Annotated in this window: 14 protein-coding genes; 1 reads left to right on the top strand and 13 read right to left on the bottom strand. The window is 68.3% G+C overall.

Annotation, left to right across the window (positions count from 1 at the left end; all coding sequences use genetic code 11):
* Window positions 1–61: 61 nt before the first annotated feature.
* From AC1DGE_RS01765 to pyrR, 4 genes are read right to left on the bottom strand one after another with little or no spacing between them, the layout of a single operon-like run.
* Window positions 62–580: a PH-like domain-containing protein gene (locus tag AC1DGE_RS01765; RefSeq protein WP_441417716.1), complete on the bottom strand. Its 519-nt coding sequence runs from the start codon at window positions 578–580 to the stop codon at window positions 62–64.
* Window positions 580–1,953: a dihydroorotase gene (locus AC1DGE_RS01770; RefSeq protein WP_476916772.1), complete on the bottom strand. Its 1,374-nt coding sequence runs from the start codon at window positions 1,951–1,953 to the stop codon at window positions 580–582. The genes AC1DGE_RS01765 and AC1DGE_RS01770 overlap by 1 nt, the downstream gene beginning before the upstream one ends.
* Window positions 1,953–2,960: an aspartate carbamoyltransferase catalytic subunit gene (locus tag AC1DGE_RS01775; protein WP_476892473.1), complete on the bottom strand. Its 1,008-nt coding sequence runs from the start codon at window positions 2,958–2,960 to the stop codon at window positions 1,953–1,955. Before AC1DGE_RS01775 ends, AC1DGE_RS01770 begins: the two co-directional genes overlap by 1 nt.
* On the bottom strand, window positions 2,957–3,556 hold the full coding sequence (gene pyrR / locus AC1DGE_RS01780) for a bifunctional pyr operon transcriptional regulator/uracil phosphoribosyltransferase PyrR (protein WP_441417713.1): 600 nt from the start codon (window positions 3,554–3,556) through the stop codon (window positions 2,957–2,959). Before pyrR ends, AC1DGE_RS01775 begins: the two co-directional genes overlap by 4 nt.
* A 168-nt stretch (window positions 3,557–3,724) precedes the next feature.
* On the opposite strand from pyrR, the gene AC1DGE_RS01785 reads away from it, so the two are divergent.
* Window positions 3,725–5,014 carry a PrsW family intramembrane metalloprotease gene (locus AC1DGE_RS01785; protein WP_476916773.1) on the top strand — a complete coding sequence of 430 codons (1,290 nt, stop codon included), beginning with the start codon at window positions 3,725–3,727 and terminating at the stop codon, window positions 5,012–5,014.
* 94 nt (window positions 5,015–5,108) lie between these two features.
* On the opposite strand, the gene nusB is transcribed toward AC1DGE_RS01785, so the two are convergent.
* The 9 genes from nusB to ruvX all read right to left on the bottom strand — a co-directional run bounded on the left by nusB (window position 5,109) and on the right by ruvX (window position 12,923).
* Window positions 5,109–5,519: a transcription antitermination factor NusB gene (gene nusB, locus AC1DGE_RS01790; protein WP_441417711.1), complete on the bottom strand. Its 411-nt coding sequence runs from the start codon at window positions 5,517–5,519 to the stop codon at window positions 5,109–5,111.
* Window positions 5,519–6,082 carry an elongation factor P gene (gene efp / locus AC1DGE_RS01795; protein WP_018773146.1) on the bottom strand — a complete coding sequence of 188 codons (564 nt, stop codon included), beginning with the start codon at window positions 6,080–6,082 and terminating at the stop codon, window positions 5,519–5,521. The genes nusB and efp overlap by 1 nt, the downstream gene beginning before the upstream one ends.
* 155 nt (window positions 6,083–6,237) lie before the next feature.
* Complete coding sequence (locus AC1DGE_RS01800) at window positions 6,238–6,756, bottom strand: tetratricopeptide repeat protein (RefSeq protein WP_476908790.1); 519 nt, start codon at window positions 6,754–6,756, stop codon at window positions 6,238–6,240.
* Complete coding sequence (gene aroB / locus AC1DGE_RS01805) at window positions 6,756–7,847, bottom strand: 3-dehydroquinate synthase (RefSeq protein ID WP_476916774.1); 1,092 nt, start codon at window positions 7,845–7,847, stop codon at window positions 6,756–6,758. The genes AC1DGE_RS01800 and aroB overlap by 1 nt, the downstream gene beginning before the upstream one ends.
* Complete coding sequence (locus AC1DGE_RS01810) at window positions 7,844–8,443, bottom strand: shikimate kinase (protein WP_476916775.1); 600 nt, start codon at window positions 8,441–8,443, stop codon at window positions 7,844–7,846. Before AC1DGE_RS01810 ends, aroB begins: the two co-directional genes overlap by 4 nt.
* A complete protein-coding gene (gene aroC / locus AC1DGE_RS01815) occupies window positions 8,443–9,642 on the bottom strand; it encodes a chorismate synthase (protein ID WP_441417708.1) in 1,200 nt (399 codons plus the stop codon). The genes AC1DGE_RS01810 and aroC overlap by 1 nt, the downstream gene beginning before the upstream one ends.
* A gap of 26 nt (window positions 9,643–9,668) precedes the next feature.
* Complete coding sequence (locus AC1DGE_RS01820; protein ID WP_476916887.1) at window positions 9,669–10,553, bottom strand: shikimate dehydrogenase; 885 nt, start codon at window positions 10,551–10,553, stop codon at window positions 9,669–9,671.
* Window positions 10,550–12,328, bottom strand: coding sequence for an endolytic transglycosylase MltG (gene mltG / locus AC1DGE_RS01825; protein ID WP_476916776.1), 1,779 nt, complete (start codon window positions 12,326–12,328; stop codon window positions 10,550–10,552). The genes AC1DGE_RS01820 and mltG overlap by 4 nt, the downstream gene beginning before the upstream one ends.
* On the bottom strand, window positions 12,309–12,923 hold the full coding sequence (ruvX, locus tag AC1DGE_RS01830; RefSeq protein WP_476916777.1) for a Holliday junction resolvase RuvX: 615 nt from the start codon (window positions 12,921–12,923) through the stop codon (window positions 12,309–12,311). Before ruvX ends, mltG begins: the two co-directional genes overlap by 20 nt.
* Between the last annotated feature and the right edge of the window lie 6 nt (window positions 12,924–12,929).

Below are 12,929 nucleotides of genomic sequence, written 5' to 3' on the forward strand. Positions count from 1 at the left end.
TCCTGACACTGCTGCTTCTGACACTGCTGTCTCTGACACTGCGTGGGAGTCTGTCACGTCGTTACTTTCCACTATCGGCTTCTGCCTGAGGGGCTGCGGAGATCAAATCTTGGAGGGTGGACAGGAGCAGGGCCTTGTCCTCGGCCCGTCGGGTGCGGAAGCCGGTGTCCAGCTCCTTGGCGCCGAGCATCCAGCTGAGCACCAGAAGACCGTCCTTTTCGACGAACTTCCCGGCCATGCCGCTTTCCTGCCGGACGCCGGTGAGGCTGGCGGCCGGGATGAACACGGGGGCGGCGCCGGAGCGGTCGAACAACACGCCTTCGGGGTGGACGCTGAGTTCGGCGTTGGTGCGCAGGCCCAACTGGTGGACGGCGATCCGGTCCAGCCAGTCGCCGGCGGTGGTGGAGGCGACGTACTGGCCCTCGGCGGCTGCCAGCGTTCCGCCCAGCTCGGCGGGAACGGCCGGGAGCGGATCGACGTCGGCCTGGCGTCGCAGCCGATTGCGCCAGCCGATCCAGATCAGGACCAGCGCGACGCCGATCAGGACCAGCGTGAAGAGCAGGGAGAGTTCCTTGACCATCAGGGGCGGACCGCCGTGTCCGAGACGTCTGTGCTGTCGGGGAGCCACCGGTACGGGGTGTTGAGTTCCCCGTCCAGGACGGTCGGATGACCCTTGAAGAAGGTGGCCACCACCTTGCCCGGGAGTTCCCGGCCGGCAAACGGAGAGTTACGGCCCATGGTTGCCATCTTAGAAGGGTCCACGGTCCAGCGCGCAGCCGGGTCCACGAGTATGACGTTGGCGGGTTCACCGGTCTCCAGCGGCCGGCCCTGGTCCTCCAGCCGGCCGATCGCGGCAGGCGTGGTGGAGGTCACGCGGGCGAAGTCGGCCCACGTCATCAGCCCGGTCTCGATCATGGTGTGCTGCACCACCGACAGGGCGGTTTCCAGCCCGGTCATGCCCATCGCGGCCTGCGCCCATTCGCATTCCTTGTGTTCGCTCGGGTGCGGGGCGTGGTCGGTGCCGACGACGTCGATCGTGCCGTCCGCCAGGGCGGCGCGCAGGGCCTGGACGTCCTCGTCGGTGCGCAGCGGCGGGTTGACCTTGTAGACCGGGTCGTAGCTCCGGACCAGCTCGTCGGTCAGCCACAGGTGGTGCGGCGTGACCTCGGCAGTGACGTTGATGCCGCGTGATTTGGCCCAGCGCACGATTTCCACCGAGCCCGCGGTGGAGACATGGCAGACGTGCAGCCGGGATCCGACGTGCTGGGCGAGCAGGACGTCGCGGGCGATGATGCTCTCCTCGGCGACGGCGGGCCAGCCGGTGAGGCCAAGGACCGCGGAGACGACGCCCTCGTTCATCTGCGCTCCCGCGGTGAGGCGGGGCTCCTGCGCGTGCTGGGCGACGACGCCGTCGAACGCCTTGACGTATTCGAGGGCACGGCGCATCAGCACTGGGTCGCTGACGCAGATGCCGTCGTCGGAAAAGACCCGGACCCGGGCGCGGGAGTCGGCCATGGCGCCGAGCTCGGCGAGCTGCTCGCCGGCCAGGCCGACGGTGACGGCACCGACCGGGCGGACGTCCACCCAGCCGGCCGTGCGGCCCAGGGTGAGGACCTGCTCGACGACACCGGCGGTGTCCGCCACGGGCGTGCTGTTGGCCATCGCGTGCACGGCGGTGTATCCGCCCAGGGCTGCGGCGCGGGTGCCGGTCTCGACCGTTTCGGCGTCCTCGCGGCCGGGCTCGCGCAGGTGGGTGTGGATGTCCACCATGCCGGGCAGGGCGACGAGGCCGGTGGCATCGATGACTGTTGCGTTCCCGGCGTCGAGGTCCAGGCCGCGGGCTGCGATGACGCCGTCGCGGATCAGCAGGTCTTCAGCGGCCCCGCCGAGGATCGAGGCTCCCCGGATGAGGTAGGCGCCGGTGCTGCCTGTGTCCTGTTGCTGTGATGCCATCAGTGGCTCTCCTTGGAATAGGCGGCAGTGGAGGTTGCTGGTTCGCGGGTGTCCCCGGAGAGCAGCAGGTACAGTGCGGCCATCCGGATCGACACGCCGTTGCGCACCTGTGCCAGCACGGTGGAGCGGGGCGAGTCGGCGGCGGCCGAGGAAATTTCCAGCCCGCGGTTCATCGGACCGGGGTGCATGATGATCGTGTCCTTCAGGCCCAGGCTGTCGAGGGCGCGGAGGCGGTTGTCGTCGAAGCCCCAGCGCCGTGAGTACTCGCGGGTGGTCGGGAAGAACGAGGCGTTCATCCGCTCGCCCTGTACGCGCAGCATCATCATCGCGTCAACGCCCCGGGCGAGGGTCTCGTCGAGGTCGTAGCTGACCGTGCAGGGCCACTCTTCGACGCCGATGGGAAGCAGCGTGGGCGGGGCCACGAGGGTGACTTCCGCCCCCAGGGTGCGCAGCAGCCAGACGTTGGAACGGGCCACGCGGGAGTGCAGCACGTCGCCGGCGATCGCGACGCGCATGCCTTTCAGGTCCGCGCCGGCGGACGGGCTGCCGGCGAGCTGCGACCAGTGCCGGCGCATGGTGAAGGCGTCCAGCAGCGCCTGGGTGGGGTGCTCGTGGGTGCCGTCGCCGGCGTTGATGACGGCGGCGTCGATCCAGTCGGTCGCCGCCAGCCGGTGCGGGGCGCCGGAGGCCCAGTGCCGGATGACGACGGCGTCGGCGCCCATGGCGGCGAGCGTCTGGGCGGTGTCCTTGAGGGATTCGCCCTTGGAGACGGAGGAACCCTTCGCGGCGAAGTTGATGACGTCCGCGGAGAGCCGTTTGGCGGCTGCTTCGAAGGAGATGCGGGTGCGGGTGGAGTCCTCGAAGAAAAGGTTGACCACGGTGCGGCCGCGCAGCGCCGGCAGCTTCTTGACCTCGCGCTCCCCCACCGCGGCCATCTCTTCGGCGGTGTCGAGGATGCGGATGGCGTTGGCGTAGCTGAGGTCTTCGGTGGAGAGCAGGTGCTTCATGCGGTGGCCTCGATAACAACTTCGTTCACGGCTTCGCCGTCGGTTGAGTCGGTTTCTTCCAGCCGGACGCGGACCTTCTCCGCGGAGGAGGTGGGGAGGTTCTTGCCGACGTGGTCGGCGCGGATGGGCAGCTCCCGGTGGCCGCGGTCGATCAGGACGGCCAGCCGGACGATCCGGGGACGGCCCAGGTCGATGATCGCGTCCAGCGCGGCGCGGATGGTACGGCCGGAGTAGAGGACGTCGTCGATCAGCACCACTACCTTGTTGTCGATCCCGGTGCGGGGCAACTGGGTGGGGTACGGGGGCCGGGTCGGCTGGTGCGAGAGGTCGTCGCGGAACATGGTGACGTCCAACTGGCCCACGATCGCGGCCGGGTCCACGTTGGGATCGGCGGCGGCAATCTTGGCGGCGAGCCGGACGGCGAGCGGATAGCCCCGCCGCGGGATGCCCAGCAGGACCAGGTCCTGGGAGCCCTTGTTGGACTCAAGAATTTCATGGGCGATACGAGTGAGTGCACGGTCGATGTCAGCCTGGTTGAGGACAACCCTGCTGAGCTGGACCTTGGCCGGAACCGGTGCTTCTGGAACAGAAGTCAACGCTCGTCTCCCCTTTCCCCGCCTCACGGGACGGAATTAAAAAAGGATCATTTGCTCTTTCAAATTACCACACGGGCCGCCGCCTCCCGGCCCCGGAGCAGGCGGCGTGCGTCACACCGGCACGGGCCGTATTGGGCCGCCCGGCGGCGCGCGGCTTAGGCTCATGGCATGACGAGCTTCGATCCTCCCCCCGCCCGGCAGCCGCCCGGAGCGACCCGGCAGCCGCAGCAGGCGAACCCAAGCTGGATGGGCCAGGTCCAGCCGGAGAACTACCGTCCGGCGCCGGGCTTCGGGCAGGCACCGCTGCCGGCGCAGACGTCAGCGCAGGCTCCGGCGCAGCGCCATCCGGTACTGCCGGCAGCCTACGCCGCGGCACCCCGTGCGCGGGCCTCTGCGGGTATGGCGGCCCTCGTGCTGGGCGGCGCGGTTCTCGCCTTTGTGAGCCTGTTCCTGGTGCTGCCGTTCGTGCTGGAGAACACCGGGCCGGGCGGCTTCGTCGTGGGCTTCATCGCGTCGCTGCTGCCGCTCAGCTCGGTCCTGCTGGCCGTCCGCTACATTGACCGCTGGGAGCCCGAACCGAAACGGCTGCTGTTCTTCGCGTTCGCGTGGGGCGCGCTCGTTTCGATTGCCGTGACGATGCTGATCCAACCGTTCTTCTCGCTCGCCGCGGGTCCCGCGTCCGGGCTGGACTACCGGACGTTCGCCGTCACGGTACAGGCCCCGGTGGTGGAGGAATTCGCGAAGTCACTCGGTCTCTTGCTGCTCCTGCTCTTCGCGCGCAAACAATTCGACGGTCCGGTCGACGGCGTCGTCTTTGCGTTCACGGTTGCCGGCGGTTTCGCTTTCACCGAGAACATCCTGTACTTCGGCCGGGCCATCGCCGAGTCCAGCACTCCGGGCACGGACCTGGCGGTCGTGTTCTTCCTGCGCGGCGTGATGTCCCCGTTCGCGCATGCCATTTTCACCGGCACGACCGGGCTCATCCTGGGCTTCGCGGCGCGGCGCTGGCACTCCGGCCTGACGCTGCTCGCCTTCCCGGTGGGCCTGGTCCCCGCCATGTTGCTGCATAGCGGCTGGAACTCAATGGGCCAGAATTTCCTGGCGCAGTACATCCTGGTCCAGGTGCCGATCTTCCTGCTCGCCGTCCTGGTCGTGGTGCTGCTGCGCGTGGCGGAACGCCGGCTGACCCGCCAACGGCTGCAGGAGTACGCGGCGGCCGGCTGGTTCACCGGCCAGGAGGTGGCCATGCTGGCGACTCCCGCCGGGCGCCGCTCGGCCCTGCGCTGGGCCAGGACGATCGGCCGGGCCCCGCAGATGAAGGCTTTCCTGCAGGCCGCCACCCGGCTGGCCATCATCCGGCAGCGGATCCTCAGCGGCCGGGACGTGGCGGCGCATCAGCTTGACGAACAGCACCAGCTCGGCGAGATCCTGGCCTTGCGCGACGCCGTCCTGCGCTAACCCCCGGAGGGCAAGCCTAGAGGGAAAGCGGGCCGGGATACGCCAAGGGCCGGTGTCCGCCGTGGGGCGGGCACCGGCCCTTATGGAACGGCCATCAGGCCAGCAGCGAGGGCTTCAGCTGCTGCAGGCGGCCCAGCAGGCCGTTGATAAACGACGGCGACTCGTCCGTGGAGAGCGTCTTGGCCAGCGCCACGGCCTCGCTCACGGCGACGCCGTCGGGAACGTCGTCGTTGTAGAGCAGTTCCCAGGTCCCGATCCGCAGAATGATGCGGTCAACCGAGGGCATCCGCTCCAGCGACCAGCCCTGCGAGTAGGTTTCGAGGAATTCGTCGATCGCGGCCTGGTGGGACACGACCCCCTCAACGATTTCCAGGGTGTAGGGGTTGATGATCTGATCCGTCTGTTCACGACGGGAACGCAGCACATCGAATGCGGAGACGGAGCGCTGCTCCGCCTCGAAGAGAACATCCAGGGCCCGGTTACGGGCCTTACCGCGTGCACTCACTAGTCGTTGACCCGGCCAAGGTAGCTGCCGTCGCGGGTGTCGACCTTGACCTTGGTGTTGTTCTCGACGAACAGCGGCACCTGGATCTCGTAGCCGGTCTCGAGGGTCGCGGGCTTGGTGCCGGCCGAGGAGCGGTCGCCCTGCAGGCCCGGCTCGGTGTAGGTGATTTCCAGCACGACGCTCGGCGGCAGTTCGATGTAAAGCGGGTTGCCCTCGTGGATGGCGATGTTGACCATCTGGTTCTCGAGCATGAAGTTGGTGGCGTCGCCGACGGTAGCGGCGGACACGGTGAGCTGGTCGAAGTCCGAGGTGTCCATGAACACGAAGTCGGCCCCGTCCTGGTACAGGTACTGGTAGTCGCGGCGGTCAACCGTGGCGGTCTCGATCTTGAGCCCGGCGTTGAAGGTCTTGTCGACGACCTTGCCGGACATCACGTTGCGCATCTTGGTGCGGACGAAAGCGCCGCCCTTGCCGGGCTTGACGTGCTGGAACTCGATGATGTTCCAAAGCTGGCCCTCAAGCTTCAGCACGGTTCCGTTCTTGATGTCGTTAGTGGTTGCCACAGTATCCTCAGGTTTCTTTGTTGACTGGTTCTAGCCGCCAGCCGCTTATGCCAGGCAGGCATGCCGATCCGGCCCGCCAGCGCGTATTTATCAAAAATCCAAAAACCATTCTACCGGTTTTGCCGGTGCGCTGCCGGACGGGCCAGGAACGGCCCCTAGCAGGCCAGGTCCAGCACGTCCCGGGCGCGCTGCAGCGCCACGGTCGAGGAGTAGATCAGCGCGGCATCAGCCGAGCCCGCCACCCGCAGGTCCAGCGCCTTGGCGAAGGACTCGACGGCGGCCGCGATGTTGCCGGCGGCGAAGTAGGACCGGCCAAGGTGCTGCCGGACCACGGCCTCGTCAGGAGTGCCCTGGGCTTCGGCGAGGAGCTGGCGGTAAAGCTCTACGGCGCGGTCGAAGCGGTGCGACACCCGCAGGACTTCCGCCTCGAACATCCGCAGCCGGAACGAATCCGGGTCCTTGTACCGGGCCTCGGCGAGCAGCTCGGCGGCCTCGCCCGGGTGCCCTTCCACGAGGCGCACGAAGATCAGGTCCGTGGCGTCCGTTGAGGCCGCCAGCGCCGCGGCGCAGGCTTCCCCGTTGACCACCTGCGGCATGAGGGTTTCCGGGTTGATCCGGATGCCGGGGAACCCGCCGTCGGGCCACTCGCTCGTGCCACCGCTGTCGCTGATCATCAGGACGCGATTTCCTGGTACGCCGCGAAGAGCAGCGAGGTGTCCGGCACGTCCAGGATGCCCGGGCGCCCGACGCCGTCGAGCACCACGAAGCGCAGCAGGTCGCCGCGGGACTTCTTGTCCCGCCGCATGCCGTCCAGCAACGCCTGCCAGCGGTCGCGCCGGTAGGTGATGGGCAGACCGAGGCTCTCCAGGATGCTCCGATGCCGGTCGGCGTCGGCGTCGCTGAGCCGGCCGACGCTGCGGGCCAGTTCCGCGGCGAACATCATGCCCACCGAGACGGCGGCGCCGTGCCGCCAGGAGTAGCGTTCGGCGAGTTCAATCGCGTGGCCCAGGGTGTGGCCGTAGTTGAGGATCTCGCGCTGTCCGGTTTCCTTCAGGTCCTCGGAGACGACCCGGGCCTTGACCGCGATGGCGCGTTCGATCAGTTCGCGCACGGTTTCGGAGCGCGGGTCCGAGACCGCGGCGGGGTCCTTTTCAATCAGGTCGAGGATGGCCGGGTCGGCGATGAAGCCGCACTTGATGACCTCGGCCATGCCGGAGATCATCTCGTTCTTCGGCAGCGTGTCCAGCGTGTCCAGGTCGGCGAGGACGCCCGCCGGCGGGTGGAAGACGCCCACCAGGTTCTTCCCCTCGGCGGTATTGATGCCGGTCTTGCCGCCGACGGCGGCGTCCACCATGCCGAGCAGGCTCGTGGGCATGTGGATGACCTTCACGCCGCGCAGCCAGGTCGCCGCGACGAAGCCGGCGAGGTCGGTCACCGCTCCCCCGCCGACGGCGACGATTGCGTCCGAGCGGGTGAAGTCGTTCTGGCCCAGCACCTGCCAGCAGAACGACGCCACCTCGATGTGCTTGCCTTCTTCGGCGTCCGGAATTTCGGCCGTCAGCGCCGTGAAGCCGGCGGTGGCGAGCTCCTCGCGGACGGCGTCACCGGTGAGCCGCAGGGCGCGCGGGTGGACGACGAGGACGCGCTTGACGCGCTCCCCCAGCAGCCCGGGCAGCTTAGCCAGCAATCCGCGGCCGACGACGACGTCGTAGTTCTCCGCCGGAGCGTGTCCGGTGACTTTGATGACGGTTGATTCGGTGCTCACTTTTCAACTTTCCTTGTGGCTGCGGGGGTGCGCGTTGCCGCGGTTGGGGCGGCGGCGAGCTGCTCCAGCGCATCTTCAAGCCGGCGCGCGAGCTCCTGGACGGAACCGCTCCGGACATCGAGGGTCAGGTCCGCGAGGCGTTCATAGACCGGCTGGCGGGTGGCGAACAGCGTCCGCCAGCGTTCCATCGCGTCGCCTGCCAGGAGGGGACGCCCGGAGTTCCGGGCAATCCGCTCGGAGACGGTGTCGGCATCGCATTCGAGGTAGACCACGGTGCAGCTGGCCAGCAGCTGCTGCGTTCCGGAGTCCAGCACAGCCCCGCCGCCGAGGGAGATGACGGTGTTGGTGCCTGCGGCCTCCTCGATCGCCTTGGCGACGGCCCGGGCTTCCAGTTCGCGGAACGCGTTTTCGCCGCGGCAGGCGAAAATGTCCGCGATGGTGCCGTGCTGGGCGACCACTTCGACGTCGGTGTCGACGAAGCGGGCGCCGAGCTGCTGGGCGAGCTGCTGCCCGATAGCGGACTTGCCGACCGCCATCGGGCCGATCAGGGCGACCGGGCGGTCCAGTGACTTACGCGCTGCGTGACGACCCGGCACTAGTGCCCGATCGAGTCCAGGGACGCCGGAATGTTGTCCAGGTAACCCTTGATGTTGCGGGCGGTCTCCTGCACGGAGTCGCCGCCGAACTTTTCCGTGACCGCTTCGGCGAGGACCAGCGCCACCATGGCCTCCGCCACCACGCCGGCGGCCGGGACCGCACAGACGTCCGAGCGCTGGTGGTGTGCCTTGGCGGCCTCGCCGGTGCTGATGTCGACAGTCTTGAGCGCGCGCGGCACCGTCGCGATCGGCTTCATGGCGGCGCGGACGCGGAGCACGTCGCCGATGCTCATGCCGCCTTCGATGCCGCCGGCCCGGTTGGACGTGCGGATGATCCTGCCGTCGGCGTCCTTGACGATTTCATCGTGGGCAGCCGAGCCGCGGCGCGCAGCGGTGAGGAAGCCGTCGCCGACCTCCACGCCCTTGATTGCCTGGATGCCCATTAGGGCGGCAGCGAGGCGCGAGTCGAGGCGCCGGTCCCAGTGGACGTAGCTGCCCAATCCGGGGGGCAGGCCGTAGGCGAGGACTTCGACGACGCCGCCGAGGGTTTCGCCTTCCTTGTGCGCCATGTCCACCTCCGCGACCATGGCGTCCGAGGTCTCGCGGTCGAAACAGCGCAGCGGGTCGGCGTCGAGGGCCAGCACGTTGTCCGGCAGCGGCAGCGGCCGGCCCTCCGGGACGGAAACGCTGGCAATGGACACCGTGTGGGAGACGAGTTCGATGCCGAGCTGATTGAGGAACGCGGAAGCGACGGCGCCCAGGGCCACGCGGGTGGCGGTCTCCCGGGCGCTGGCGCGCTCCAGGACCGGGCGGGCCTCGTCAAAGCCGTACTTCTGCATGCCGGTGAAGTCGGCGTGGCCCGGCCGAGGCCGGGTCAGCGGTGCGTTGCGGGCCTGGTCCGCGAGGGCCTCGGGGTCCACCGGGTCCGCAGACATGATCTGCTCCCATTTGGGCCACTCGGTGTTGCCGACCTGGATAGCGACGGGGCCGCCCTGGGTCAGGCCATGGCGCACACCGCCCAGGACCGTCACCGCGTCCTGTTCGAACTTCATCCGGGCGCCGCGGCCGTAACCGAGGCGCCGGCGGGCCAGCGCTTCGACGATCCGGTCGCTGGTGAGTTCAACACCTGCGGGGACGCCTTCGATAATTCCGACCAGGGCCGGACCATGGGATTCTCCGGCAGTCAACCAACGCAACATAGAATCCATCCTGCCATGCAAGGCACTTAGAACACCCGTCGGGGTACCCCGACTGCGTCACACATCACATCTATGACCTCCTCCGGCACGGGTCCTTGGAGGCCGGTGAAATGGCGGACCTGCTCCACCGCCTGGTACAGCAGCATTTCCAGGCCGGGGACCACCCGACCGCCCGCGTCCGCCCAGGCCGCGGCGATTCGGCTCGGCCACGGGTCGTAGGCCACGTCGAGGAGCACCCCGGCGACTGTGCCGCCCTTCGCGTCCAATGCTGCGGCGAGTTCCTCCGCGAGGCCGTCAGCGGCGCGGGGCGGCAGGGTGGAGATCACGATGTCCGCTGCTGCGACTGCGGGCGCTGCAGCCGTCAGCGGCAGCACCTGCAGCGGAAGTCCGACGGCGGCGGCCGCTGCCCGGGCTTCGACGGCGCGGCCGACGTCCCGGACGTAAACGGCAGCATCCGGGGCGCCGAGCTCCTTCAGCGCGGCAATGGCGGCCGCGGCGGTTCCGCCGCCGCCGAGGATGACGGCGGACGGCTCAGCGGCCACGCCGGCGTAGCGGACGGCGTTGACGATCCCGGCGACGTCGGTGTTGTACCCCACCAGGCGGACCGGCGCACCGGCGGCAGCGCCCGGCCGCTCAAAGGCCACGGTGTTGATGACGCCCAACTGCCGGGCGACGCCGCGGACCTCGTCCACCTCGGCGGCCATCGCGGCCTTGAGCGGCATGGTCACCGACAGCCCGCGCCAGCCTTCGTCCCCGCGTACGCCCGCCATGAAGGCCGGGAGGGCCTCCTCGGTGACGTCGACGGCGTCATAGGCCACTTCCACGCCGATCTTGGCGTAGGCGGCGCGATGCAGGGCCGGCGACTTTGAGTGGCTGATGGGATGCCCGAGGACGGCGGCCCGCAGCGTCACACGCAACGTCCGGGATTGGCCTCGCACCAGGCGTTGTACTTGGCCACGTAGCCGTTGTGCTCGGCCAGGGTCTTGGAGAACTTCGTCTCCTTGGTGTCCAGGTTGATGGTGACCCAGTAGAGGTAGTCGTTCTTCTTCGGCTTGGCGGCCGCGTCGATAGCCCGCTTGCCAGGCGAACCGATCGGGCCCGCCGGCAGGCCGGCGTTGGCGTACGTGTTGTATTTGTTCGACTTGTCGGCCTTCTGGTCCTCGTCGATGTGGAAGCTCCGGATGCCCAGCCCGTAGGTCACCGTGGCGTCGGACTGGATCAGGCCGTTCGTCTCGGTGTTGTTGGGCTTGAGCCGGTTGTAGATCGCGCCGGCGACGTCTCCGTATTCCGCCTGGCCACCTTCGGCCTGCACGATGCTCGCGACCGTGATGGCGTCGTACTGCTTGGCCGGATCGGTCACGCCCTGTGACTTGAGTTCCTCCAGCGTGCTGCCGACCAGTTTCTGCAGTACGTCCTTCCCGGACGTACCCAGCGGGAAGCGGTACTCGCCCGGGAACAGGAACCCTTCGAGGTTCTTGGCCTTGGACGGCACACCGAACTGCTTCGGGGAGTCGCTGAGTGCCTTGAGCTCCGCCACCGGGATTCCGGTGCCCTCGGATATGGCCTGCAGCGATTCGCTGATCCTCAAACCGGCGCTCAGGGCAACGTACATGACCTTTTCCTGGCCCTTGTTCAACAGGACGGCCACGGCATCGGAGTTGTTCATTTCGTTGCGCATCGTGAATGTTCCCGGGCTCAGGGCGCCGCCCGAGGCGGCGAACTGCTTGACGAAGGAATCGGCGTTCGCAATGACCTTTTTGGATTCCATCTCCGCCGCCACGGACCGGGGTCCGGCACCCGGCGGAACGGTAATCGTCACCGAGCCGGTTCCCGGGCCCGGGTAGTCGGCGACCTTGTCGCCGCCGAGCAGGGGCTTGATGACCTGCGCGCCGACCACGATTGCGACCACGAACACGGCCAGCGTCAGGACGAGGGCGAGGAAGCGGCGGCGCCGGCGGACCTTCTTGGAGGGGCCCTTGGCGGTGGGAATGCTGGCGGCGCCGGCCATCAGGTCGTGGCCGGGCTCGTCGTCGTAGACATGGTGGGCCTCATCGTCGGGCTGGTCCGCGTAGGCCGGGTGGAAATCCGCCCCGTCGTGAAGGCCGTGGCCGTACTGCAGCGCGTCGGCCCGGCGCAGGGTTTCCTCGCGGGACATCCCGCCGGCGTACTCGTGGACCGGCTCCTCGAGCGCGGGTTCCTCGTGCTGCGGTTGATCATGGTGCGGTTCGTCGTGACCGGAGTAGCCGTGGACCGGCTCCCCTTGCACGGGGTCCTCGTGCACAGGCTGTTCCGGCTCGGGTGTGGCGTGCCCGGGCTGTTCAAGCACCGGCTCCGCGTGCACAGGTTCTGCGTGTATGGGTGCTGCGTGTGCGGGATCCTCGTGTGCGGGATCCTCGTGCACGCGCGCGGCGGGGCTCTCGTTCACGGGTTCGTGCACGGTCGGCGCAGCCTCCGGGGGTTCCGGGGCGTCTGCGGAGGGTTCACGGGGTGCATCAGCCGTGGCCGAAGCGTCGGCGGGCGGCACGGCCGGAGCTTCCGGCCCCGTCTCGAAGGCCTGCGGCGGGATGACGTCGTGACCCTGGGTGGCCAGGAACTTCTCCTGGGCCCTGATCTCTTTGCGCGTCAGCGGTCGGCCGGCGCCGCTCTTGGCAACACCAGAGGAGTCGTCATTGTTGACCGGGCTCACTGTAGCCTTCCATTTTGGGCAGAATGCGTTGTGCAGAATGCGTGTGTACTGCCGGGACGGCCTGAGCGCCGTCACCGGGTGGCCCCGGAGGGAGGTCCGCGCTGACGCGGTTTCCTACATCCGTTCCCCTGGCCTTTTGCATATCGATCGCATGCTGCAGGATACCTGCGGCCGCGACCTGATCAACTACTTTACGGTGGTCCCTGCTGCTCATGCCAGCTTGGTGCAGGTCGCGGTGGGCTGACACGGTGCTCAGCCGTTCGTCAACCAACCTCACCGGCACGCCGGATCCGGCCTCCAATAGTTTACTGACCAGTAGCTTTGCATATTCGGTGGCCATTCGGGCGGAAGCGTGCTCTTCACCTTTCATGGTGCGTGGCAGGCCCACAAAAATTTCCACAACTCCGAGCTCCACGGCAAGATCCGCGAGGATCCGGACGTCGGTGTTCTTCTTGGCATTGCGGGCCAGCGTCCGCAGGGGCGTGGCCAGGATGCCGTCGCGGTCGCACACCGCGACGCCCACCCTGACGGTGCCGACGTCCACCCCGAGTTTCACGCCCTGGGGGTAGGCGCCGGGCACGGCCGATTCAGTCATCCAAGG

Source organism: Arthrobacter sp. 05N425 (assembly GCF_056397125.1).